A 24,221-nucleotide genomic window follows, 5' to 3' on the forward strand; every position below is an offset into this window, starting at 1 on the left:
GGCCCGGGGACCGGCACCGGGCTGCCGGGCCCGCCGCCGGGGCTCACCCCCGGTCGTCACCGCCCTGCTCCCGCGCCACCAGCTCGAAGGCCGTCGCGCCGTCCAGGGACTCCCGGATGATGTCGGCGTGGCCGGCGTGCCGGGCGGTCTCGCGGATCAGGTGCAGACACAGCCACCGCATCGACAGCCACTCGTCCCTCGGGTTCCACGACGTCTTCGCCACCAGGAACGCGTCGTCGAGACTCGGGACCGCGCGGATGAACGCCTCCGTCTCCGCGGCCACCTTCTCGTAGTACGCGAGCTGGTCCGCCACCGTCTCGTCGCCGGTCAGCCGGAAGCACTCGTGCCAGTTCGACTCGTCCCGGTGGACCGCCGGCGGCTCACCCTTCGCCCGGGCGATCCACCCCTGCTCGACCTCGGCGACGTGCTTGAGCAGCCCCGCCAGGGACAGCTCGCTCGCGCTGGGCCGGGAGGACGCCTGCTCGTCGGTCAGCCCCAGCAGGGCGCCCCGGATCGCGCCGCGCTGCTCGGCGACGAAGGCCAGCAGCGCCCCTCGCTCGTCACCGGGCTCCTCGGGTCCCACATGAGTGACCATGACCGTCCGCCTTCCGTCGCTGGGGTGCAGGAGTCCCCTGCCGCCTGACACGAAGGACGCTACGGGCCATCGAGGTCAGCTTCTGTCCTCGATGGCCGGTGCGGGAGGACCCGGTCCGGCCCGGTTGCCCGGGCACCGTATCCGGCATTCGGTCTTCCGGGTTCGGTCTTCCGGGTTCGGTCTTCGGGGTTCGGTCTTCGGGGTTCGGTGTCGGGCAGTCGGCGTCCGGGGACTCCGGAACGGCCCGTCCCACCGTCAGAACGGGAAGCCGCTCCGGCCGTGCTGCACCGAGATCCACTTCATGGTGGTGAAGGCGTCCAGCATGGAGTCACCGTTGAGGCGGCCGATGCCCGAGTGCTTCTCGCCGCCGAAGGGGACGATCGGCTCGTCGTGCACGGTGCCGTCGTTCACGTGGAACATGCCGGTGTCGATCCGCTTGGCGAAGTTCACACCCCGCTCGGTGTCCCCGGTGTGCACGGCACCGCTCAGACCGTACGGGGAGTCGTTGACCAGGCGCACGGCCTCCTCCTCGCCGTCGAAGGGGACGAGGAAGACCACCGGGCCGAAGACCTCCTGCCGCAGCAGCGCCGAGTCGGCGGGGACGTCGGTGAGCACGGACGGCTCGACCAGGTTGTCGGTCCGCTCCCCCCGCACCAGGGCCGTCGCGCCCTCGGCGAGCGCCTGCTCGACCACGCCCGACAGGGCGTCCGCCTGCTGGGAGTTGATCACCGGGCCGATGACGGTCGCGGGGTCGCTCGGGTCGCCGGCCTTCAGGGACTTCACCTTGGCGACGAACTTCTCGGTGAACTCGTCGGCCACCGCGCGGTCCACCAGCACCCGGTTCGCGGCCATGCAGACCTGCCCCTGGTGCACGTACCGGCTGAAGACGGCCGCGTCCACCGCGTAGTCCACGTCGGCGTCGTCGAGGACCACCAGGGCGCTGTTGCCGCCCAGTTCGAGCACCGAGCGCTTGAAGAGGGAGGCACAGACGGTGGCGACGTGGCGGCCGACCTTGTCGGAGCCGGTGAAGGAGATGACCTTCGGGACCGGGTGCTCCAGGAAGGCGTCGCCGATCTCGGCGATGTCCGTGATGACGACGTTCAGCAGCCCGCCCGGCAGCCCGGCGTCCTCGAAGATCTTCGCGATCAGGGAGCCGCCCACGATCGGCGTGTTCTGGTGCGGCTTGAGCACCACGCCGTTGCCGAGGGCCAGCGCCGGGGCGACCGACTTCAGCGACAGCAGGAAGGGGAAGTTGAACGGGCTGATCACGCCGACCACGCCGACCGGCACGCGGTAGACGCGGTTCTCCTTGCCGTCCACCGGCGACGGGATGATCCGGCCCTCGGGGCGCAGCGCCAGGTGCACCGCCTCCCGCAGGAACTCCTTGGCCAGGTGCAGTTCGAACGCGGCCTTCAGCCGCGTGCCGCCGAGCTCGGCGACGATCGCCTCGGAGATCTCCTCCTCGCGCTCCTCGACCAGCCGCAGCGCCTTCTCGAACACCGCCCGGCGGGCGTACGGGTTGGTGGCCGCCCACTGCTTCTGCACGCGGGCCGCCGACCGGTACGCCTGATCCACCTCGTCGACCGTGGCTATCGTGATCGAGGCCAGCTTCTCGTCGTCGTACGGATTGAAGTCGATGATGTCCCAGGAGCCCGTGCCCGGGCGCCACTCACCGTCGATGTACTGCTGGGCCAGGTCGGTGAAGTACGACGACATGTGATCCCTCAATCCCTCGCTGCCGGAGCCGGCACCGGACCGACCCGCTGGTCTGATCGCACGTCATCGTACTTACGTTTCAAGAGAGTTGGAGCAGTCCTCGAAGAAGGTCCCGACTCTCCGACGGGCCCGGGCAGTCGTGCTGGAGCTCCTTGAGCGCCGTCTCGTACTGCGCGACGTCCTCGGCCTTGTCCAGGTACAGCGCGCTGGTCAGCTGCTCCAGGTACACCACGTCCGAGAGGTCGGACTCGGGGAAGCTGAGGATCGTGAACGCGCCCGACTCCCCGGAGTGGCCGCCCATGCTGAACGGCATGACCTGCAACCGCACGTTGGGGTGCTCGGACACGTCGATCAGGTGCTGGAGCTGGCCGCGCATCACCTCGCGGTCGCCGTACGGCCGGCGCAGGGCGGCCTCGTCGAGGATCACGTGGAAGTCCGGGGCGTTCTCGGAGACCAGGTACTTCTGCCGCTCCAGCCGCAGCGCCACCCGGCGCTCCACGTCGGCCTCGCCCGCCCCCTTCATCCCGCGCCGGACGACGGCACGGGCGTACTGCTCCGTCTGCAGCAGGCCGTGGACGAACTGCACCTCGTACGCCCGGATCAGCGACGCCGCGCCCTCCAGGCCCACGTAGGTCGGGAACCAGGTCGGCAGCACGTCCGAGTAACTGTGCCACCAGCCCGCGACGTTGGCCTCCTTGGCGAGGGCGAGCAATGAGGTGCGCTCCTGCTCGTCCGTGATGCCGTACAACGTCAACAGGTCCTCGACGTCCCTGGTCTTGAAGCTCACCCGGCCCAACTCCATCCGGCTGATCTTCGATTCGGAGGCTCGGATCGAGTAGCCCGCCGCCTCACGCGTGATCCCCCGAGCCTCACGCAGTCGCCTGAGTTGTGATCCGAGCAGCATGCGCCGCACCACCGATCCCGGCTCTCCCGCGCTCACGTTCGCCAGCCTCCCCAACGTCTTCAGACGCCGCAGTCTGCCACTAAAACACTCCGAGCTGTACTCGCCCGGTTACGGAAATGGATTCAAGCCAAGGAATCCGTTCAGGAAGGAGCAACCGGGAGGCAAGAGGACAGCCGGAAGTGGACAGCGAGATGACGGAAAAATTGCCCAACAAGCGGTACGGGCAGGGCGATTTCGGTCAGCTGCACGTGCATCTGCCCTTGCATCTGCTGTTCGCATCCGAAACCATGGTCCCGCACCACCGCCGCCTCGCTTGGACCGCGAATTTCCGGGAGTGCCTCGCATGGGGACGAATGGATCGACCATGCTCGAGCCGTTACGGCAGGGCCTTCCACCACTGGACCCCGCGGCCGTTTCCGACGCCGCCTCCTGCGCCCTCCCCGCCCGTTACGAAGCGGTGGGCGACGCCCGGAGGTTCACCCGGACGACCCTGGACCAGTGGGAGCTCGGCGACCGGTTCGACGACGTGTGCCTCGTGGTGTCCGAGCTGGTCACCAACGCCCTGCGGCACGCCCTGCCGGCCGACGCGTCACGGCTCTGCGGCCAGGAGCCGCCGGTCCGGCTGCACCTGATGCGGTGGACCGAACGCCTGGTGTGCGCGGTGCGCGATCCCAGCCACGACAGCCCGGTGGCCCGTGACTCGGACGACTTCGCCGCCGAATCGGGGCGCGGACTGTTCCTGGTCGAGTCGTTCAGCGACGGCTGGGGCTGGCACCCCATGGCGGGCGCGCTGCACGGCAAGGTGGTCTGGGCGCTGTTCCGGCTGCCCTGTCCGGGCGCCGCCCCGCGCGCCCTCCCCGGATGACGAACGCCTCCGCATCACGGCGCCGCGCTTCTACGCGCGTCACGGGCTTCTGAGGGACTGATCGCCGGTGGTTGCCGGCGGGGGCCGGCGGGGGTAGGGCGGCTGCCGCGTCGGCGGGGGTAGGGGCGGTTGCCTGCTCCCGGCTCCCCGGGTGCGGGTGCGGTCGGGTGCGGACTTCCGGCGTGCGGTGCCGACTTCCGCACGTCGGCCGTGCGCCATCGAGAGGTCGACGAGGCGGGGTGGGTGAATGGAGGGACGGGGGGCGGGCCAGACGGGCGGACGATCGGGCGTGGAGGCAGGTCAGCCCACGACCAGGTGGTCGAACTCGCCGTCCTTCACGCCCAGGAGCATCGCCTCGATCTCCGCGCGGGTGTAGACGAGCGCGGGGCCGTCGGGGAAACGGGAGTTGCGCACCGCCACGTCACCGCCCGGCAGCCGGGCGAACTCCACGCAGGAGCCCTGCGAGTTGCTGTGCCGACTCTTCTGCCAGGCCACGCCGTCCAGCGTGGTGGCCGCCATGCCGTTGTACACGCCGGACGCGTCGGCACCGTCGTACACGTCACCGTCGTACACGTCGTGGTCCACAGGTCGCTCCCCGGTGGTGCACTGGCTGAGTGGCCATTGATGCATCGGTCAACTGACCCGGATCATAGCTCTGTTTCATGTGCAGGTGCATGGGCAGATGCACGTGCACGGCGGGTGTTCCTGTGGTTACAGCTGCGCGGAACCCGGTTCCGGCGCCTTCGACGCGGGTTCGATGGTCTCCTGCGCCGGGGCCGACCCGTTCCCCGGGCCCCCGCTTCCCCCGTGAGACGCGCGCAAGGGACCGCATGTTCCCTCGTGTTTCCTTATGTTCCGTCCTCATGCCTGTGAACGTGCCCAATTTACCTTTCCGCGCGTTTCTGACCGCCGGCGCGCGTGACGAGGCCCACCCTCGTCATGCGACCTGCGTCACTGCCTCTGGTGGGGTCCGGCGCGGTTCCTGTTAGCTGACTGCGTCGTGTCCGGCCGCCCAGGCCACTACAGCTCAGGCCACTACAGCTAAGGGGCTCGCAGTGACGTCGGTGACACCCGTGACAGCGTCCACATCAGCGGTCCCACGGCCCGCGTCCCCGTCGACAACGAGGTTGTCAGAGGTGTCGACAGGGGTGCAGACAGGGATCTCGACCAGGGAGGCGGGCATCCGCTCCACCGGCACCCGGCGGCGCACGCGTCTCGCGGCGGCCGGCGGTGGCCTGGCGGCCGTCCTCCTCCTCACCGCGTGCAGTTCCGACGGGGACTCCGGTGACGCCACCGGGCCCGATGCCACGGCGTCGGCGACCGCGCCCACCGACTCCGACTCCGGCGGTGCGGACGCACCGGACGGCTCGGGCGGGGCGAGCAGCGCCCCGGCCGGTGCTCTGGAGGGCAGTTGGTTCACCACGGCCGGGGGCAAGGCCGTCGCCCTCGTCGTCACCGGGGAGCAGGCGGGACTCTTCGCGACCGGCGGCACCGTCTGCAGCGGCACCGCACAGAAGGCCGACGGGACCTACACCGTCTCGCTGGACTGCGGCGACGGCAACGACGACCGGGCCGAGGGCACCGTCGACTCCGTGACCGGGTCGACCCTGAAGGTCACCTGGGACGGGCCGCTCGGCACCGAGACGTACACCAAGGCCGAGGGCGGCAGCCTGCCGACGGGGCTGCCGACGGAGGGGCTGGGCTCGTAGGCGCGGGGCGAGTGAGGGCCCGTGGGTGAGTGGGATCCGTGGGCGAGCGGGATCTGTGAACGAGCGGGTGGCCGTGGGCGAGCGGTGTCCCGTCGAGCGAGCTGGCCGGGTCGTCGGGCACGGGTTCGGGCCGTCGGGCACGGGTCCGGGCCGTCGCGTCCGGATCCGCCCCGCGCCGGGCGGGACTCCGGTGGGGTGAGTTCGCCGGGTCGGGCGGCACGCCACGGATCACATGCGTGATGATCGGTGCGCACCGCCACTGATCCCTGGGGGGACCCTCATGCGCGCCTTGCCCGTCGTCACCACCGCCACCGCCGTCGCCGCTCTCCTCCTCCTGACCGCCTGCGGCGGCGACGGTGGTGACGGGGCCGACGGCGGGGGCGACGAGAAGAGCGCGGGGCGGGACACCGCCGCCTGCACGATCGACCAGGTGCGCCTGGAGGCCGGTCCCGCGAGCCTCGCTCCGGCCGACGGCGACACCGGCGAGGTGCCCTTCACGGTCCTGAACCAGGGCGACCCCTGTGTCCTGCCCGGCACCCCCGAGGTGTTCCTGGCAGGCGTCAGCGGCTCCGAGAGGACCGACGTGCCCCTGGTCGAGGGGTCGAAGCCCCGGGACGTCACACTGGCCCACGACGGGACGGCCTCCTTCGTCGTCACCTATGTGCGCGGCTCCGCCTTCGACCCCGGCGACCTGCACTTCGGCCTCTCCCCCGCGACGGCCACCGAGAAGGTCCCCTGGACCTACGGCGGGATCGCGGCCACCGAGGACGGCGGGCACCAGGTCTCGGTGAGCACGTACCAGCAGACGGGCGACTGACGGCCGTCCGAGGCGGCCGGCGGCCCCGGGCAGCCTCGGGGCGTGCCCGAAACTGACGGTCGGCCGGGGGGCGGCTTCAAGGAAACCCGGGGAAGCGCCCGCGATGGGCGACCGTCCAAGGCGGCCGGCGGCCCACGGAACGGCGGGACGCGCCCGCGCCTGTCGGCCGTCCGAGACGGAGAGACGGAGACGAAGAAAGACGGAGAGAGACGGAGGCGGCCTCAGGGGAGCAGTGGGCGGGCCCCGACCCGGGCGTCGTCCGCCGCCCGGACGCCCTCCTCCCAGCCCGCCGCGTCGCTCACTCCGCGCAGCCGGGTGGTCGTGGTCTCGGGGAAGAGGTCGTCCAACCGCTCGGTGACCGCCGCCTCCCGGGAGGCGAGCACCGGCAGCAGGTCGTCGGTGACCTGGGTGCCGGCGACCTCCGTGAGGCGAGCGCCCACGCGGTGGGCGTAGGCGGCGAGGAAGGACTGCCTGAACGTCTTGGTCCGCTTCCGCCCGCCCGCACGCTGGGCGGCCTCGGCCTTCGTCATGGCGGTGGTGGCCTGCACGAGCAGGGAGGTGTAGAGGAGTTCCACGGCCTCCAGGTCGGAGGCGAAGCCGACCACGGTGCTGAACCCGAGGGCCTCGTTCCACACCGCCCGGCAGTGGTTCGCGGTGGCCACCGCGTCCAGCAGCACCGCCTTGGTCTGCTCGTACGGTGCCTCGACCCCGATGCGGCAGCCCACCGGCGCCTCCGCCGACGGCGCCCCGGCCGCCAGCAGCGCCTCGTCGACGCTGTGCCGCGCCATCAGTTCCTGCGCCTTGGCGCTCAGCGCCTCCGCCTCCTCCGGGTACCCGGTCGCCTCCGCCTTGGCCAGCAGCGCCCGGATGCGGGTGAGCATGCGGGACTCCGGCGCCGCCGTGCCTCCCGGCCCACCGCGTGACGGGGCGGCGCCCGCCGGGGAGGGCTCGTCGAGCGCCTCCAACGCCGGAAGCCGCAGCAGCAGGCGGTAGAGCTCCAGTACGGCCGTGGCGTGCGAGAAACGGTCGGTGCGGGGCGCGGGCTCGGCGGTCAGGCCGTCGAGCTGGGCCTGCCAGCGCGGGCCGCGGGCCCGGTCCTGCGACGCCTGGTCGCGGATGAGGGCCGACACCAGCCGCACGCACCTCTCGTCCAACTCGCGCCGCACGATCCGTACGACATCGGCGGGCTGCCAGTTCCGCCGCCACGCCGTCGCCACGAACTTTCGGCCACGTCGGGCGAGTTCGGCGTCCGCCGTGGGATCGGCGGCGAGCAGGGAGGCACCGGTGTCGAGCGCGGTGTCGGCCGGGTCGTAGAGGGCGGCACGGAAGGCGCGGTCGACAGTGCTGGACGTACTCACGCTCCGATCGTGCCACGCCCCGCAACCCACCCGACGACCGACTGTCAACCGACAGTTGACACCCCCTGCCCGTCAACTTACGGTTGACACATGACGACGAACCCCACCATCAAGGCATCCGTGCGGCTCGACGACCTCATCTCGGCCATCAAGGAGGTGCACGAGGAACCCCTCCAGCAGCTCCAGGACGCGGTGCTCGCGGGTGAGTACCTCGGTGACGTGGCCGACCACCTGATCGGGCACTTCGTGGACCAGGCACGACGGTCGGGCGCCTCCTGGACCGACATCGGCCGGAGCATGGGCGTCACCCGGCAGGCGGCGCAGAAACGCTTCGTGCCGAAAGAGAGCGTCGACCTCGACCCGAACGAGGGCTTCAGCCGCTTCACGCCCCGCGCCCGTCGGACCGTCATGGCCGCGCACGAGGAGGCCCGGGCCCTGCACCACTCCGAGAGCCTGCCGGAGCACCTGGTCCTCGGCCTGCTCGCCGAGCCCGGGGGACTGGCCGCCAAGGCGCTCACCGAGCAGGGCGTCACCCCGGACACGGTCCGTGAGGCCGCCCTGGCCGCGCTTCCCCCCGCCGCCGAGGAGGGGCCCGAGCTGATCCCGTACGGTCCGGCGGCCAAGAAGGTCCTGGAACTCACCTTCCGCGAAGCCCTGCGGCTCGGCCACAACTACGTCGGCACCGAACACCTGCTGCTCGCGCTGCTGGAACACGAGCACGGGACCGGCCCGCTCAGCGGCCTCGGCATCGAAAAGGCGACCGTCGAGCGGTACGTCGTCGAACTGCTCGCCCAGTTCGTCGAGACGCGCGAGGAAGGAGGGGGAGAGGGAACGGAAGAGGAAGCGGAAGGAGAGGGGCACAAGCAGGAGAAGAGGCAGGCGGAGGAGAAGTAGGAGGCGGGCACGGCGACTGCCCGCCCGGGCAGCGGCCGGCGGCACCGGGCCATGCGACAACGGCTATGCGCCAAGGTCGAGCGACGCAACGAACGGGCGACGGCAACCGGCGGCACCGGCCAGGCGTGCCGACCACCGGACGCTGACGGCCCGCCCGGCAGGACCGGGCGAGGCAGCACAGGTCGGACACTGACCGCCGGCCGCCGACGGCCGAGCGGCACCTGCCGGTCGCGGTCGTGACCGGAAGCGGTCGTGACCGGAGGCAGTTGGGCCGGGGAGCGGCCGGGCTCGGAGACGGCCGAGCCCGGAGCCAGTTGGGCCCGGAGCCAGCCGGGCCCGAGAGGCGGTCGTGACCGTCCTGACCGTGGCCGTGCCCGGTGCTGCCGTGCACAGCCGGCGTCCCGGGATCAGCCCAGGCGGCGCTGGGCGTGCCGGACGGCGGTGGCCATGCCGGACGGCGTCGGGCGTGCCGGACGGCGGGTCCCGCCCGCGCCCGGGACTCCCCCGCCCGGAGCCGCACATCGGCAGCGATGTCCGACCCCCCTGTCAGACTGCGCAGCATGACCGGCCACTGGGCGCTCGCCCCGGCCGAGGACGGTGGCGTCGACGTCGCCCGCCTCGGTCCGGACGGGCTGCCCGACGGGCCGGTGCGGCGGGAGCCCGATCTCGCCGAGGCCGTGCGGAGCCGTCCCGGCGTCACGCGGTGGGTGTGGCGGTCGACCGCCGAGGTCTACCCGCGCCTGCTCGCCACGGGGGTGCGAGTGGAGCGGTGCCACGACATCGAGGTCGCCGAGACGCTGCTGCTCGGTCACGAGGGCCGGTACGGGGAACCCCGCTCGGCCGCGGCCGCCCTGGCCCGGCTGCGCGGGGGCCCCGTACCGCCCGACCCGCCGCAGCGCACGGCCGAGCCGGGCGCGCAGTCCTCGCTGTTCGAGCCGCACGGCGTCCACGTCCCGCTGACCGACCTCCTCGCGGTGCACGCGGAGCAGATGCGCCGCGTCGGGGCGACGGCGCACCCGGACCGGATGCGCCTGCTGGTGGCCGCCGAATCGGCGGGGACCCTCGTCGCGGCCGAGATGAACCGGGCCGGTCTGCCCTGGCGGGCGGACGTGCACCGCGCCCTGCTGCACGACCTGCTCGGCGAGCGGTACGCCGGCGGCGGCGAGCCCCGCCGCCTCGCCGACCTGGCGCAGGAGGTGTCCGACGCCTTCGGCCACCGGGTCCGACCCGACCTGCCGGCCGACGTGATCAAGGCGTTCTCCCGCGCCGGCGTCAAGGTCACCTCGACCCGGCGCTGGGAGCTGGAGTCCGTCGACCACCCGGCGGTGGAACCGCTGATCGCGTACAAGAAGCTGTACCGCATCTGGGTGGCCCACGGCTGGTCCTGGCTGCAGGACTGGGTGCGGGACGGGCGGTTCCGGCCCGAGTTCCTCGCCGGCGGCACCGTCAGCGGACGCTGGGTGACCAACGGCGGGGGCGGCCTCCAGATCCCCAAGGTCATCCGCCGCGCCGTCGTCGCCGACCCCGGGTGGCGGCTCGTGGTCGCCGACGCCGACCAGATGGAGCCGCGCGTCCTCGCCGCGATCTCCCGCGACCCCGGGCTGATGGACGTCGCCGGCCGCGCGACCGACCTGTACCAGGAGGTGTCCGACCGGGCCTTCTCCGGAAACCGGGACCAGGCCAAGCTGGCCGTTCTCGGCGCGGTGTACGGCCAGACCTCCGGCGACGGCCTGAAGAACCTCGCCGCCCTCAGACGCCGCTTCCCGCGTGCCGTCGCCTACGTCGACGAGGCGGCCCGCGCCGGTGAGGAGGGCAGACTCGTGCGGACGTGGCTGGGCCGCACCTGCCCACCCGCGGCCCGTACGTCCGACGACGCGGTGGAGGAGGCCGGCATCCCGGTCGCGGAGGACGAACCCACGTCCGAGGCCCGCCCCTGGGTACCCGGCTACGCCTCGACCGACGCCCGCGCCCGGGGCCGCTTCACCCGCAACTTCGTCGTCCAGGGCTCCGCCGCCGACTGGGCCCTGCTGCTCCTCGCCGCGCTGCGGAAAGCCCTGGCGGACAGGGCGGCCGAGCTGGTCTTCTTCCAGCACGACGAGGTGATCGTCCACTGCCCGGCCGAGGAGGCGGAGGCGGTGGTGACCGCCATCCGTGAGGCGGCCGACCTGGCCGGCCGCCTCACGTTCGGGGAGACACCGGTGCGGTTCCCCTTCAGCACGGCCGTGGTGGAGTGCTACGCCGACGCCAAGTGATCAGCGGGAGCGAAACCGGTCCGCGCCGCCGCCCTCGGCGCCGGACGCGCCGCCCGTCGCCCGGTCGGTGAGGGGCCGGGCCGGGGGCCGGCGCCCCCTGGGCGAGCGGGGATGGACACGGGTACGTCCTCCGGCCCGCTCCCCCGTCGCCCCGGGCACGCGTCCGCCATCGGGCCCATGGTCACGGTCCCGGTCGTGACCGCGGGCCTGATCATGGCCGCGGTCCTGGTCATGGCCGCGGTCCGGATCACGGTTGCGACGTCGGTCATGGTCTTGGTGGTCCTGGCCGTGACCCCTGCCATGACTCTGGTCACCGGCACGGTCGGGATCACTGTGGGCAGGGTCGCGGGCACGGTCGGAATGGTCCGCACGGCGGCGCTCGCGGTCGCGGCGGGCCGCCTCGTCGGCCAGTTCCCGGGCGTAGTCGCGGACCAGGTCGTGCGGAACGTACCGGCCGTACGCGGTCTCCTCCAGCAGCGCCACGTCGACGAGCCGGGCCAGCGCGGCCTCGGCGCGCAGGTCGTCGGTTCCGAGAAGACGGGCCACCAGGGGCACCCCGTAATCGGGCAGGTCGAGCCCCCCGATGCGGCGCAGGGCGAGCGCCGCGTCCCGGTCGGTCTCCCGCTCGGAGGCCGCGAGTGCGTCGTGGGTGACCGCAAGGGACCCGCGGACACTCAGGTCGTCGTACTCCAGGTGCGGCAACCGGCTCGCACCTTCCGCCAGTTGGTCCGCCAGGGTTTCCGGTGTGAGCGCCCGGCGGGCCCTCAGCCTGGCCGCGACGATCCGCAGTGCCAGCGGCAGCCGCCCGGTGAGGGGCACGAGCGGGTGCCCGGCGTCGAGCACGTCCCGGCCCGAGACCTCACGCAGCAGGGCGGCACTGTCCTCGTCCGACAGCGGGCCGAGGGGGAAGCGGGCGGCACCGTCGAGCGCCGTGAGCGGCGTTCGGCTCGTGACGATCACCGCACACCCGGGGCCCGCGGGCAGCAAGGGCCGGACCTGGGCGGCGTGCGCGGCACCATCGAGGACCAGCAGCGTGCGGGTCGGTGCGAGCAGCGAACGCAGCAACGCGGCGGCGGCTTCCGGCTGGTCGGGGATGTCGCAGGGAGCACACCCGAGATCGCGCAGCAGGGCGGTGAGCGCCTGGGCCGGGGCGAGCGGCGTCACCCCCGGGGTGGACCCGTGCAGGTCGATGTACAGCTGCCCATCGGAAAAACGTTTCGCCAGCTCCTGCGCCACCCACCACGCGAGCGCACTCTTCCCCACCCCCACCGTCCCGCTGATGACCGCCACCGGGGATGCGTTCGAGGACACCGAACCCCCGCTCCGCCTTGTCGGAGAGGCAAGGACCCGGCACACCTCGTCCCGCACCTTCGCGCGCCCGACGAACGGCACGGGAGCCGGCAGGAGCTGCGCGGGCCGCGTCACGGGTGCCGCCCCGGAGTCGGCGGCGCAGCGGCGTGTGTCCTCGGTCGGGGAGGAGGCGGCCGGGCACGGGACCGCAGGCGACGCCGCCGGGAGCGTCGAGGCCGACGACTGCACAACGGAACCGCCCCGGCCGGCGGACCGGGACCAGGGGCCGCCCCCTGCCGCAGCGGGGTGTGCGTCCCCAGGCAGATCCGCTGACGTGGGCAGACCTGCTGACGCAGGCACATCCGCTGACGTGGGCGGAGATGCCGAGACGCCCGGGAAGGATGAGGCAGCTGCACCGGTGGAGGCCGAGAAAGCCGCGGCGGTGGAGGCCGAGAAGGCCGCGGCGGTGGAGGCCGGCACCTCCGCGGCGGTGGAGGCCGACGAGGCCGACGAAACCGCGGCGGCCGAGGCGGTCGTGGAGCCGGCGGCGGCCGGCACAGCCGGAGCACGCACGGCGGCCGGGGACGAGGCCAGGAAGGAGGCGATCAGCGGAGCAAGCGACGACCGGGGCCGGGAATCCCTCACCGGCACCACCCCCGCGGACGCCTGCCGGCCCCCGCCGTCGGTGCTGCCCGTCCGCGCCCGGTCACCGGCCCTCGGCTGATCCCCGCCGCCGGGACCGGACGGCGGTGGTCCTCCCCCCGAAGACATCCGGGACCGCAGGGCCACCCCCGCCCCCACCCCCGGCGAAGCCGGAACCCGAGCGGCACCGGTCCATGCTCCGCTCCGGACGGTGTCCGTCCCCTGCAGCACCTCCACATGGGCCCGCCGCACCTCCGGCCCCGGCTCGATGCCCAGCTCCTCCACCAGACGGGCACGCAGGTCCCGGTGCACGGCCAGCGCCTCCGCCCGGCGGCCGGTGCGGTGCAGGGCGAGCATGAGCTGACGGTGGTACGCCTCGCGCAACGGGTGCTCGGCGGCCAGCGCGGTCAACTCCGGTACGAGGTCGGACAGCCGGCCCTGATCGCCCCCGAAGCCCAACTCGGCGTCGTAGCGCCACTCCAGGAGCAGCAGCCGCGCCTCCCTCAGCCGCCGGGCCAAGGCGTGGCCGCCCACCTCGGGCGGCAGTCCGGCCAGGGGCGCGCCTCGCCACAGCGCGAGGGCGTCCGTGCACGCGCGCACGACCCGTTCCCCGTCCCCCGCCGTGTGGGCGGCGCGGGCGGTGTCCGTGAGGGCGTCGAAGACGTGGACGTCCAGTTCGCCCTGACCGACCCGCAGCAGGTAACCGGTCGGCCCGGTGACCAGGCGGTCCGGCGCGTCCAGCATCCGGCGCAGCCGGGCCACGTGGTTGTGGAGGGAGGGGTGGGCGGAAGGCGGCGGGGCCCCGCCCCAGAGGGCGTCCTTCAGTGCGCCGACGGACACGACCCGGCCGGCGCCGAGCAACAGCGCGGCGAGCAGGATCCGCAGCTTGGGGCTGCCGACCTCCTGCACCGAGTGCCCGGTCGTACCGGGCGCCGGACGGTGGAGCACCGGCGTCCCCAGGAGCCCGAACCGGAGTTCACACCGCACCACCCCGTCGCACCGCTGCCTTTCCGCCCCGGCAGCCGGGGCCCGTTCGCCCGCCCCGTCGTTCCGTGCCGGCCGACCGGCGCGGGACGGCGCAACGGGGGACCGACGCTGAACCATCGGCCCCATGTTAGCGATCCGTTGGCAAGATCTGATGTGATCACATCATCGGACCCGGCCCAGGGGTGCGCGCGTCGCACGCGCAACTCGGGGGAGTGTCGCCGCTGCGGCCCGGTCCGGTCGCGAGGGTTCCCGGTCGGCAGAGGTGAACGGCCGGGCCCCTCGTCCCCGGCCCCACACCGCTCTCCGCGCACGTCGGCCATCTCCCTGGCACCCCCGCCCACCGGCCCACCGGCCACCGACCCCCGGCGACGCGCGACGCGTGACACGCCCCTCTCACCGCACGGTTCCAGCCACCCCACCCCGCAGCCCTACGCGGATCTCAGCCGCGCCATCCGTGCCGCCTCCCTGCGAGTGCAGCCGGTCACGCGCCAGAGGGCTCCCCCCAACTCCCGGCGCCCCCGCCCCGCCACTCGATCAGGGCCGTCTGCCGCACCCAGTCGTCGTCCACGTTCTCCAGCCCCGCGAGGCGCAGGAACTCGACGACGTCCAGGAGCCCGTACGCCATGCCCAGGAATTGCCCGCCCGCGCGGACCCGCCGCCCGCCGTCGGAGGCCGGGGGGTAGATCACGATCGTCGGTGCATCGGCCATGGGACCAGAGTGCGGCGTGATCAACGGGTGCGCATGTGGGACGCCCGCGGCGGAACCACCTGCCGCCGCAGCCTTGCCGTGCCAAGCTGGTGCCATGACCACCGAGACGATCGAGGTGCGCCCGGCATCGGTGTTCGAGGACGTGCGGGCCGTACTCGGCCCCAAGTCGCCGACAGCCAGCGTCTGCTGGTGCCTGAGCTACCGCATCCCGTCCAGACTCAACAACGGCCTGCGCGGCCCGGACCGCGGCGCCTACGTGGCCGACCTGTGCCGCGCCGATCCCCCGCCCGGAGTCATCGCCTACTCAGGTGACGAGCCGGTCGGCTGGGCGGCGGTCGCTCCGCGCGCCGACACCTCCTTCGCCCGCAACCGCAAGATCCCGCACGTCGACGACCTGCCCGTGTGGTCGCTGTGGTGCATCCGGGTCCGTCCCGGTCACCGCAAGCAGGGCATCTCCCACGCCCTCATCGACGGCGCCGTGGAGTTCGCCCGCGCCCACGGGGCCCCCGTCGTCGAGGCGTACCCCCTGGACAACGGCGACGCCCGGGTCGACCTGACCATGGCCTACGCCGGCCTCCGCAGGAACTTCGAACGCGCCGGCTTCGTCCACACCGCCGACACCACCTCCGTCCTCGCCGGCCACCCCCGCATCCTGATGCGCCGGGACCTGCGGTCCTGAGCCGGCCGCCCCTGTCACGGTCCCGCGTACGGCTCGCACCCCACGCCGTCCCCGTCCCGGTCGAGATGCGAGCCGTAGCCCGGCTCCCCCGCATGCACGGGGGCCGCCCCGGCATCCCGTGCCGCGTCGCAGTTCTCGTAGTACACCCCGGAGGCGTCGTCCTCCGGGGCCGGCGCCGTCGTCTCGCCCCTGGTACGCGTCCTCGTCTCGGTGACCTCCACGGTCTCCGTGGCCGTCACCGTGGGAGCCTCCGTCACCCGGACCTCGGCCGTCGGCCGCACCGAGCTGCCGGGTGACTCGGAGGCCGGGTCGTTGCTCACCGCGGCAGGTGCGGACCGTGCGGGCTCGGAGGACTTGCCGCCCTTGCCGGTCTCACGCACCGGCTCACGGCTCTGCGACGGTGCCCGATCCGGCTCCCTCTCACCCCCACCGGGCCCCACGGTCTCGAGCACTCCGCCCACCAGACCGAAGAGCAACAACACTCCCAGCACCCCCACCAGCAACGCCCCCGCACGCGCCGCACACCCCGCTCCCGCCCACCACCGCCGCACCCGCCACCCAAGTCCGCGCCGTCTTCTGCCGTCGGTCATGGACATCACCTCAAGGGGTCGACCAGCCTTGTTCTCAGTGCAGCACCGCCGACTCGAAGCCGCACTTCCGGCGCGGCAGCCCCTGAGGTCACCCGCGTCGCCTCAGCCCCACGACGTGGCTCTCCGCACTCAACGGACCCGTGAGTCCTCCTCCGCCGGACCCAGTGAGTCCTCCTCCGCCGGACTCCGGACCCTCTCCCGCCGACGAACCGCGCTTCCCGCCCGGAACGGCGGTTTCCCGGACCGACTGACCCCTCCGAGCTGTGAAGATGCCGTGACCGACGACCACAAACAGGTGATCGTCCACACCACATGACAGAGTGTTCGAAGCCGGCTGGGGCGCGTAGGTGCTCACCCGGTGGGAGTCGACACGCACGGGGAGGGGGTTCGTCCGCATGGCGTGGGACGAGTGGGAGCAGATCAAGGCCGAGGTCGCCCAGAAGCAGGCGACGTCGACGCAGTTGAACGCGGTGGCACCCGACACGGGCCCCGGCGGCGGGGGCGGGGCGCCGGACCTGGTGGTCCACGACGACCAGTTGGGCAAGCTCGGCAACATGGCCTACGACCTGCGCGAGCGGCTGGCGGTCGACGGTGACCTCGCCCGGCCGAGCACGTTCACGGCCTCCATCGATCTCTTCAACGACGGCTTGGACATGGGCTCCGCGCTCACCGCACTGCACGACGCCTGGAACACCAAGTCGGGCACCCTCAAGGAAGCGTGCGCCCACATCTCCAACCACCTGGACTTCACCCGGGCCCAGCACGGCAAGGACGAGGAACACGTCGTCACCGGCATGCGGAACGCCACGGGTGACCTGATGACGGTGTCGCGGATCAACGAGTACTACGCCCCCAAGTCCGCGGAGGCCTGAGACAGGTGGCAACCGACATGCTGACGGTCGAAGAACTCAACAGCCTGCGCCTGGGCACCCTGAAGACCGCCGTGGACGACTGGCGGACCATGCTCGACCGACTGGAGAAGCTCGCCACGGGCGGCGACGGCCAGGTCAGCGCCAAGGACCTGCAGAAGAAGGCGGTCGCGGCGGACTGGGTGGGCGTCAACGCCACCGTCTCCCGGCAGTTCGTGACCAGGACGGCAGCGCAGTTCAGCGACGCGGCCGCCGAGGCGAAGAGCGTGCTGGGCATCCTGAGTGACGCCCACGCCGCGCTGACGCAGCACAAAGAGGACCTGCGGACCGCGATCGACGACCTGGCGAAGCGCAACATCTACGTCGAGGGCAGAGGCAGGGTGATCGCCACGGCGCCTTCTCCCGGAGCAGCAGGTAAGGCCGACATCCCACCCCCCACGGAAAAGGAGTTGGAGATCGCCCAGCGCAGGATCACCAGAATCCTGTGGGAGGCGACAGAGACCGACCGGATAGCCGCCCGTGCCCTGCGCCAACTCGCGAAGGACAAGTACGACTTCACCGACCAGGGGTCGACCGGCCTGAAGGACGCCGACCAGGACCAGGGGAGGGCGGACGCCGAGTACTGGCGCAGGGAGATCGCCAAGGGCAACGTCCAGGACTGGAGCGAGGAGAAGCTGGCCCGCTTCAACGAGACGCTGAAGAACCACCGGGACAATCCCGCCTTCACCGACAACCTCGTCCTCGACCTGGGTCCCGACGGCACGCTCCAGTTCTGGCGCGACCTGGCCGACCCCAAGGACACACCCGAGGGCGACCGCGCCAAGCTCCTCGGCGACGTCCAGAAGAACCTCAGCATGTCCCTCGCCACCGCCTCCCACAGCACCTCACCGGAGATGGAGGCGTGGAAGAAGGACCTCATCGCCGCAGGTGGCAAGACGTACGGGCACGAAGGCATCATGACCAAGGCCTACGGCTTCCAGATCATGAGCAATCTCATGGTCAAGGGGAAGTTCGACGGGGGTTTCCTGGACGACTACTACAAGGGCCTGCGCGCCTTCGAGGAGAAGAAGGGGTTCGACCCCGCGTCGCTCTGGGGCAACCCCGGTATGGCAGGGACCCACCTCGACTACACGACCAAGGGCCCCGACGGCGAGTACGGAACGACCAGCAGCGACCCGATGGCCGGCTTCCTCCGCGCCGTATCGCACAACCCCGACTACGCCACCGAGCTGTTCGGCCGCGAGGACGCCGCCGACTACCTCCTCAACGAACGCGAGTACTACGACGAGGACAGCCCCTACCACGAGGGCGACGGCACGGTCCAGTCCCGCAACGCCCTCGGCAAGGCCCTCCTGGCAGCAGCCACCGGCCTGAACCCGGACCAGCCGCACGTCATCACGTCGTACGACCACACCGACGCACAGCGACAGGTCTTCGACGGCGTCCTCAGCCGCCTGGCCGCCCAGGGCGACGACTTCCCACCGGAACTGCGGGACGACATGGCGGTCCTCCTGGGGAACTGGGGGGCAGACGTGCACCAGACCGCCAGTTCAATGGGTCCCGGCGACGATGGACCACTGGATTACAAGCACCTCCTGGAAGTTTCCAAGCAGGTCTCACGCGATCAAGATGCCTACGGCACGCTGATGGAGGGCGTCAACCGCGCGATCGTCACCGATATCCATGCCGAACACAAGGGCGACGCGAGGGAAGAGCTCATCCGTGCTGGCCACACCGTTGGGTTCATGGAGTCCGTTCGCTACCAGGCACTATCAACCGACAAGGAAGACCCCTCTTGGGACGCAAAGTGGGGGTATCACCTGATCGGCGGTACCGCCAATTTTATCCCCGTGGTTGGAGATGCGGCGCAGCGCGGAGTGGATGCCGCGACCTACGCCTGGCAACAGGAAGAAGAGGACCGCATCGATAAAGATCTCGCCCTGGAAAAAACAAGAACCTTCGACATGCGCTTGCGACACCTTAACGCATTGGGTGAGGAATGGTGCCGCGTGAACCCCGATCACGAATTTAGCCGAGAAGGAAACAAAAAGATCTGGAAGCACGAAATCGGCAGCAGCGCTTTCAGCGGCAACCTCACTGCAAACGGAGTAGCAGGAATCACACCGGAATGAAGCACAAGACGGCCAATTCGGCACTCATTCTGACATCGAGCCTCGCTCTCTTGTCACTCACCATCTCCGGGTGCAGTGCAGCTGGGTACGAAATCCCTTCCGAGATCTGCGGCCGGAAGATCGACCCCTCTTCACTCGAGCCTTTGCTGCCTTCGGGGGCGGAATTTGAGGCGGAGCACACGATAGATGACGATCTTGAGTCTGCGTGCCACATCTTCGTGGACAAGGCCGACACACTCGCCATCAGCGAGCTTCGCAACCAGAACAGATTCGACGTCATGGAATTTGTTATGGCGGATGCCCGTCTTTTCAAGAACCCCAGAAAGTCAGCCGTGGGGGACGATACCGTAACTTCCGATGACTGGCTGATATCGATGAACGCATGCACGGGGCATGGAAAAATGGACTACTACGTCGTGGACGTGACCTTGGCAACAAAGGCCGGCGAGGAAACGTCAAGGCACCTTGAGCAGTTCATTCGTTCATACCTTCCTGAAGGCATGAAAAAGATGGGTTGCACGGAGTGAGCCAGAACATCTGACCGGCACCCTACTAGGAGCTCGTAACACCATCATGATCGGGCCTTCTTGAGGCATCGCCGACAGATCAGACCGCAGGCAGGGAGACAAACGCGGCGTGCAGTTCGGTGCAGCGTTCGTTCCAGCGGCCAGCGAGGCGTGTGAGCTGGTGGAGCAGGGCGGAGGTCTGCTCCACCACGCACCGGCGCTTGCCCAGCCCCTTGATGTTCGGTGGGCCTTGCGGGAGATAAGCGGCGGGGCCGGGCGACTGCGGAGTTCAGCGCGGTTGGGGGTTCCAGTCGTAGCCCTTGCCGCAGACGTGCACCAGACCGCCAGTGACGCGGACACCAACGAAGGAAACAGACAAGGAGGATCCGTTCTGGCCGGCGAAATGGGCCTATCACGGCTTCGGGGGCGCGGCCAACTTCATCCCGGTGGTCGGTGACGCCGTGCAGCGAGGAGTGGATGCGGCGGCCTACGCCTGGCAACAAGACGAAGAAGAACGCATCGAAGGCAAACGGGAACTGGACAATAGGAGCAACTTCAGCGTACGCGTAGAACAACTCAACGAGCTCGGTGCGGAATGGGCTCGCGTGAACCCCGATCACGAGTTGGCATTGGAGGGCGATCGGCGTTTGCTGCAGGAGGAGATCGGCAACAGCGCCTTCAATGGAAATGACACCGCCAACAGAGTGGCCGGAATCACTCCCAAGTAAGTGCGACCGAGACGAGATCCGAAAACTGAGAGAACCCAACGGGAACGATTCACGAATGAAATGTGATGAACTAAGGACACCGATTCTGCTGACGTTGGGTCTCGCACCTCTCCTCGTCTTCCTCACCGGATGCGAAACGGCCACCAATTACACGATCCCCGACGCCGTCTGCGACAGGAAAGTAGACCCGTCCCTCCTGGCCCCCCTACTGCCCTCAGGTCGAAAGTTCGAGGCTCGCCAGGAGTCAACCAAGGAGAACGCATCAAAGTGCGTCATCTACGTGGACGACGCCATGGCACTCAGGATCAACGAGATTCGTGACCAGAATAAATTTGACATATGGAAATACTCCAGGAGATACAACAACCCGGTGAAGTCCGACGCCGGCGAGGTCGCCTTGAACTCTGACGACTGGCTCATTGCGATGAACCCCTGCCCCAGGCGGGGAAAGTATCACATTCTGGACGTCATCATATCCGCTGGTGCAGTCGACGAAGCGAAAACTCGCGAACTGGAGCGATTCGCCAAGGCCTACCTGCCGGAAGGAATGCGGAGTATGGGATGCACGAAATGACATTCTCCGACGGCGGCACACATTTCACACATTCACTGGCCCAGCACAATGACGTGGGGGGGGCGCCCACCCACGGGGGTACAGCATGAAAAAGACGCGTCAAGCAGACCAGCGGAGTCACGTCAGAACGCACACCAGATCCCGACGTTCCACTTTTCTACTGTCGCCGACTCTCGCGTTGTCGCTCCTTTCCATAGCCGGATGCAGCAACTCTACCGCATACGAACTCCCCCATGATATCTGCGCAGAAAAATTGATCCTGTCGCACTGCAACCATTGTTGCCTTCCGGTCAGCAATTCGAGGCCGTAGCCGGAAATGACGATCACGTGCAGTCCATGTGCCGCATATCCGTGGACAACGATACATCTCTCATACTCCAGGAGCACCGACGCCAGAATCGATTCGACGTCTGGGATTTCGTTGTCGATGACGATCCCGACAGCGCAAAAAACCCCAAGAAGGCTGCGGTCGGCGACGACACCGTAACCACCGATGACTGGCTCATCTCCATGAACGCCTGCACCGGATACGGAAAGCAGGATTACTACATCCTGGATGTGATCTTGAGCGTGAAAACGGACGAGCCAAAGCATCAGGAACTCGAAGACTTCGCCAAGTCGTATCTACCGGAAGGAATGAAGAAAGCGGGATGCACGCTGTGAATGCACAGCCAATAACGACTCGTCGGCCGAGTTTCACGCAGTTTGGGACGACGATCGACGCCGCCCCTCCCTGCTGTCCGGCTCAGCTTCTGCATCCGCCCGACGCCCTGTCGGTGGTCTGAACGACACGGCATCGGCAGGCACTGGTCGGCCGACAACACGAGCAACCTGTACCGGGAGCGCCAGCCGTGGCTCACGCCTCAGACTCTCCCCGCCGAGAAGGGGGCGCGTACCGTGCACCCGGTCAGGATGGCGTTCCCCGCTCCCCTCAACGAAGAAGCCCAGCTCAGAGATAGTCCGAGCCAGGCTTCCGATGGAGCCGCCTTCGGGATTCGAACCCGAGACCTACGCATTACGAGTTGTCTGATCTTGGTCCGGAGGTGTCCGCTGCCATACGCGAAGTTGTCGCAGTACCTGGCCACGGCTGCTTCCCCGACTCCAGCGGACAGCAGTGGACGGTTCGAGAACGAGCAGCGAGTGAGACCACAAGTGAGACCGGTTCAGATCGGGAGTGTGCCAGCGCTGCGCCGGGCGGCGACAACGCCAGCACACGATCTCCCACCGAAGGGCTAGGAGCGGACAGCGGCGATCAAGGCCGCCACAGACCCGATGAACGCGGCGACAGGGGTGAGAACGATCAAGAGATCTCTGAGCCACCGAGGACTGACGCCACTAAGCTCCTGCTCTGGAGGGCGATGGGCTTCCATCTACTTCGTTTCTCCAATCTGAGAGAGCTTCGAGGTACGCCACCAGCAAGCTCTCCGGGCCAGGGCCCCTCTCCCACCGTTTGGTGTGAGGCGGGGCTTTGTCTTGTGCCCAATGCAACCTGTCCGCTGCACTGCCGGCGACCATGACGGCCGATCCCAGCAACATCCGGACGGAGTAAGCCCAGTTGACCTACCCTGTGGCAGCAAGGACCGGACAGGCGCGGACGTTACCGGACAGGGGCAGACGACTCCGGCCGCCACTGGGGGAGAGACTTGAATGGATCTAGCTAGTCAGCTGCGAGAGCTTCGGGTACGCGCAGGAAGCCCCTCGTATCGAACGCTAGAACGCCTGATAGCGCGACAAAGAAGGCCACAGAAGATGGCGCGCTCCACCATTCAAGAAAAACTTTCCGGGAAAGCCGCTATCAACCTTCCACAAATCCTGTCCATAGTGGATGCATTAGCCGAGTACGCCCAAATGCACGACACCCCACTCCCGAAGCATGAAATAGATCGCGAAGTGTGGCAGGGGCGAGTGGTATCCGCATCTAAAGAAGTTACCGCAGGACTGAAGAAGAAAGGAATGACCCAAGGAAGCAATTTCACCACTCCAAACATGAAGTGGAATATCGAGCCTCTACGGCGAGCCCAAATGGACGACCTAGTGGCTTTGATTCTTGATCACAGATCCAAACCCGTTGGCAACTGGTTGCCGCGAGTATTACGGGTCATGACACAGGCAGAGATGTCTATCACCGACTTCTTAAAGAAAGCAGCAGAGGACTCCCCTCAAGGGGTCGTAGGTACGGTAGCGGCGCTGCACCAAGAGTTTCCGTACGAGGTCGACGGACCATGGGGTAGCGAAAGGAGCCAGCAGAACATCGATACCGTTGGCAGACTGATCATATTCTCAGCGCAGCAGCACGGGGATAGCGCGGCTCCAGCGATTGTCGTAGGTCTGAGGCGCTCGCACCTTGGCGTCTACGTCAAAGAATTCCTGACCAGAGTGGGGACCTGGTTCCTCCCCCCATCTATCGAGAATGCAGTGGCTCAACTACGGGCGGCGGCTTTACATAGAGACGTTGAGCTTGTCCTCAAAGCAATCGCAAAACGCAGATACGACCGCATCTACGAAGTTGTAGAGCATTTCAGTCGCAACAAATGGCGCCCCGATGACTTGGAAGTAATCCTTCACGGCATTGGTTCGAACAAACCGCCTCAACTTAGCAACATCATCGACGACTTCCAAAGCCGCAACGCCCCGGAGGATATATTGAAAGAGATTGCACGTGGAGTGGATTATAGAAATCTCGACGAGTACATAGAGAAGTTCAGTAAATGGGGGAACCAAGATTTTGCCAATCTGCTGCACCAGGCTTCAGAGGATCCCCCTTTTTAGTTTTTCCCGAAAGGGGCAGCGGAGTGGTTTACCACGACCGCGTTCTTCCCTCCTGAGTCGAAGCCAGAAGTTTCAAGGTTCAATCCGAGTTCTGAAGCGTAGCCGCCAGCGCTGCTACGAGGAAGGCATGCGAAACTTGACCGGACGGCGAATCCAGTTGGAAAGGGAGAGCGGGTGTCGCAGCAGGCCAGCCCTAGGGGATCCTTCCTGACGGTTGCCGAGGCGCTCAAGGAACTGATCGCAGTGGAACGGGACAGGCGGGAGCTGCCCTCTGCCACACAGATCATGCAAGATCACGGCGTCTCTCGTGGTGTCGTCCTCCGAGCCTTCAAAGTTCTTCAGAACGAAGGACGAGCCGAACCTGTGCCAGGAGGGCGCTGGCGTGTCCTCCGGCCCGGGGAGCATGTCGACCGTCGACCGCTTGAGGAGCGCATCGCGGACATCATCACGGATGAGAGCCTGGAAATCGGAGCAGCATTCCCGAGTGCGTCAGACCTCGCTGAACGGTTCGAGGTATCACGCCCCACAGTGACCAAGGCTCTAGACAAGCTGGAGGCCGCCGGCGTGTTGGCGGGTGGAGGACAGGGAAAGGTGCGGACGGTCCGTGCCGTACCGAACCGAGAGGAGTGTTCGTAG

General features: G+C 68.9%; 23 protein-coding genes. 14 read left to right on the forward strand and 9 right to left on the reverse strand.

Going from position 1 to position 24,221, the window contains the following annotated elements:
- Window positions 1-43: 43 nt before the first annotated feature.
- From AC02VZ_RS18950 to AC02VZ_RS18960, 3 genes are all read right to left on the reverse strand, one after another.
- Window positions 44-595, reverse strand: a complete 552-nt coding sequence (locus AC02VZ_RS18950; protein WP_476475927.1) for a DinB family protein — start codon at window positions 593-595, stop codon at window positions 44-46.
- 255 nt (window positions 596-850) lie between these two features.
- Window positions 851-2,311 carry an aldehyde dehydrogenase family protein gene (locus AC02VZ_RS18955; protein ID WP_476475928.1) on the reverse strand — a complete coding sequence of 487 codons (1,461 nt, stop codon included), beginning with the start codon at window positions 2,309-2,311 and terminating at the stop codon, window positions 851-853.
- Window positions 2,312-2,390: 79 nt separating this feature from the next.
- Window positions 2,391-3,215, reverse strand: coding sequence for a helix-turn-helix domain-containing protein (locus tag AC02VZ_RS18960; protein WP_432054601.1), 825 nt, complete (start codon window positions 3,213-3,215; stop codon window positions 2,391-2,393).
- 343 nt (window positions 3,216-3,558) lie between these two features.
- On the opposite strand from AC02VZ_RS18960, the gene AC02VZ_RS18965 reads away from it, so the two are divergent.
- Entirely contained in the window at window positions 3,559-4,080 is a 522-nt protein-coding gene (locus AC02VZ_RS18965) for an ATP-binding protein (RefSeq protein ID WP_476475929.1), read from the forward strand.
- A gap of 300 nt (window positions 4,081-4,380) precedes the next feature.
- Here AC02VZ_RS18965 and AC02VZ_RS18970 read toward each other — a convergent pair whose 3' ends face one another.
- Window positions 4,381-4,665, reverse strand: a complete 285-nt coding sequence (locus AC02VZ_RS18970; RefSeq protein ID WP_192230729.1) for a DUF397 domain-containing protein — start codon at window positions 4,663-4,665, stop codon at window positions 4,381-4,383.
- A 563-nt stretch (window positions 4,666-5,228) separates the two neighbouring features.
- Between AC02VZ_RS18970 and AC02VZ_RS18975 the strand changes: the two genes are divergently transcribed.
- Both AC02VZ_RS18975 and AC02VZ_RS18980 read left to right on the forward strand, forming a co-directional pair.
- Entirely contained in the window at window positions 5,229-5,789 is a 561-nt protein-coding gene (locus AC02VZ_RS18975) for a hypothetical protein (RefSeq protein WP_432054511.1), read from the forward strand.
- A gap of 280 nt (window positions 5,790-6,069) precedes the next feature.
- Window positions 6,070-6,606: a DUF4232 domain-containing protein gene (locus AC02VZ_RS18980; RefSeq protein WP_476475930.1), complete on the forward strand. Its 537-nt coding sequence runs from the start codon at window positions 6,070-6,072 to the stop codon at window positions 6,604-6,606.
- A gap of 221 nt (window positions 6,607-6,827) precedes the next feature.
- Here AC02VZ_RS18980 and AC02VZ_RS18985 read toward each other — a convergent pair whose 3' ends face one another.
- Window positions 6,828-7,964, reverse strand: coding sequence for a DUF2786 domain-containing protein (locus AC02VZ_RS18985; protein ID WP_476475931.1), 1,137 nt, complete (start codon window positions 7,962-7,964; stop codon window positions 6,828-6,830).
- Window positions 7,965-8,054: 90 nt separating this feature from the next.
- Here AC02VZ_RS18985 and AC02VZ_RS18990 point away from each other — a divergent pair, with 90 nt between their 5' ends.
- Together AC02VZ_RS18990 and AC02VZ_RS18995 are read left to right on the forward strand one after the other, a co-directional pair.
- Window positions 8,055-8,858, forward strand: a complete 804-nt coding sequence (locus tag AC02VZ_RS18990) for a Clp protease N-terminal domain-containing protein (protein WP_432054514.1) — start codon at window positions 8,055-8,057, stop codon at window positions 8,856-8,858.
- Window positions 8,859-9,418: 560 nt separating this feature from the next.
- Window positions 9,419-11,110 carry a bifunctional 3'-5' exonuclease/DNA polymerase gene (locus tag AC02VZ_RS18995; protein WP_476475932.1) on the forward strand — a complete coding sequence of 564 codons (1,692 nt, stop codon included), beginning with the start codon at window positions 9,419-9,421 and terminating at the stop codon, window positions 11,108-11,110.
- On the opposite strand, the gene AC02VZ_RS19000 is transcribed toward AC02VZ_RS18995, so the two are convergent.
- Together AC02VZ_RS19000 and AC02VZ_RS19005 are read right to left on the reverse strand one after the other, a co-directional pair.
- Window positions 11,111-13,990 carry an AfsR/SARP family transcriptional regulator gene (locus AC02VZ_RS19000; RefSeq protein ID WP_476475933.1) on the reverse strand — a complete coding sequence of 960 codons (2,880 nt, stop codon included), beginning with the start codon at window positions 13,988-13,990 and terminating at the stop codon, window positions 11,111-11,113.
- A 520-nt stretch (window positions 13,991-14,510) separates the two neighbouring features.
- Window positions 14,511-14,738 carry a hypothetical protein gene (locus AC02VZ_RS19005; protein ID WP_437027690.1) on the reverse strand — a complete coding sequence of 76 codons (228 nt, stop codon included), beginning with the start codon at window positions 14,736-14,738 and terminating at the stop codon, window positions 14,511-14,513.
- A gap of 94 nt (window positions 14,739-14,832) precedes the next feature.
- On the opposite strand from AC02VZ_RS19005, the gene AC02VZ_RS19010 reads away from it, so the two are divergent.
- A complete protein-coding gene (locus tag AC02VZ_RS19010) occupies window positions 14,833-15,417 on the forward strand; it encodes a GNAT family N-acetyltransferase (protein WP_437027692.1) in 585 nt (194 codons plus the stop codon).
- A 14-nt stretch (window positions 15,418-15,431) separates the two neighbouring features.
- On the opposite strand, the gene AC02VZ_RS19015 is transcribed toward AC02VZ_RS19010, so the two are convergent.
- Window positions 15,432-15,797 (reverse strand): excalibur calcium-binding domain-containing protein, encoded by a 366-nt coding sequence (locus AC02VZ_RS19015; RefSeq protein WP_476475934.1) that lies wholly within the window; start codon window positions 15,795-15,797, stop codon window positions 15,432-15,434.
- A 605-nt stretch (window positions 15,798-16,402) separates the two neighbouring features.
- Between AC02VZ_RS19015 and AC02VZ_RS19020 the strand changes: the two genes are divergently transcribed.
- From AC02VZ_RS19020 to AC02VZ_RS19040, 5 genes are all read left to right on the forward strand, one after another.
- On the forward strand, window positions 16,403-16,879 hold the full coding sequence (locus AC02VZ_RS19020; protein ID WP_432054520.1) for a hypothetical protein: 477 nt from the start codon (window positions 16,403-16,405) through the stop codon (window positions 16,877-16,879).
- 17 nt (window positions 16,880-16,896) lie between these two features.
- Window positions 16,897-19,008, forward strand: coding sequence for a hypothetical protein (locus AC02VZ_RS19025; protein WP_476475935.1), 2,112 nt, complete (start codon window positions 16,897-16,899; stop codon window positions 19,006-19,008).
- Window positions 19,005-19,535, forward strand: coding sequence for a hypothetical protein (locus tag AC02VZ_RS19030; protein ID WP_432054522.1), 531 nt, complete (start codon window positions 19,005-19,007; stop codon window positions 19,533-19,535). Before AC02VZ_RS19025 ends, AC02VZ_RS19030 begins: the two co-directional genes overlap by 4 nt.
- A 326-nt stretch (window positions 19,536-19,861) precedes the next feature.
- Window positions 19,862-20,242, forward strand: a complete 381-nt coding sequence (locus AC02VZ_RS19035; protein WP_432054523.1) for a hypothetical protein — start codon at window positions 19,862-19,864, stop codon at window positions 20,240-20,242.
- Between the two features lie 55 nt (window positions 20,243-20,297).
- Complete coding sequence (locus tag AC02VZ_RS19040; RefSeq protein ID WP_432054524.1) at window positions 20,298-20,816, forward strand: hypothetical protein; 519 nt, start codon at window positions 20,298-20,300, stop codon at window positions 20,814-20,816.
- Between the two features lie 117 nt (window positions 20,817-20,933).
- Here AC02VZ_RS19040 and AC02VZ_RS19045 read toward each other — a convergent pair whose 3' ends face one another.
- Window positions 20,934-21,143, reverse strand: a complete 210-nt coding sequence (locus tag AC02VZ_RS19045) for a hypothetical protein (protein WP_476475936.1) — start codon at window positions 21,141-21,143, stop codon at window positions 20,934-20,936.
- Between the two features lie 24 nt (window positions 21,144-21,167).
- Here AC02VZ_RS19045 and AC02VZ_RS19050 point away from each other — a divergent pair, with 24 nt between their 5' ends.
- The 3 genes from AC02VZ_RS19050 to AC02VZ_RS19060 all read left to right on the forward strand — a co-directional run bounded on the left by AC02VZ_RS19050 (window position 21,168) and on the right by AC02VZ_RS19060 (window position 24,221).
- A complete protein-coding gene (locus tag AC02VZ_RS19050; protein ID WP_476475937.1) occupies window positions 21,168-21,479 on the forward strand; it encodes a hypothetical protein in 312 nt (103 codons plus the stop codon).
- A 1,086-nt stretch (window positions 21,480-22,565) separates the two neighbouring features.
- Window positions 22,566-23,585 carry a hypothetical protein gene (locus AC02VZ_RS19055; RefSeq protein WP_476475938.1) on the forward strand — a complete coding sequence of 340 codons (1,020 nt, stop codon included), beginning with the start codon at window positions 22,566-22,568 and terminating at the stop codon, window positions 23,583-23,585.
- 174 nt (window positions 23,586-23,759) lie between these two features.
- On the forward strand, window positions 23,760-24,221 hold the full coding sequence (locus AC02VZ_RS19060) for a GntR family transcriptional regulator (RefSeq protein WP_476475939.1): 462 nt from the start codon (window positions 23,760-23,762) through the stop codon (window positions 24,219-24,221).

This window comes from Streptomyces sp. 3-6, from assembly GCF_056323165.1.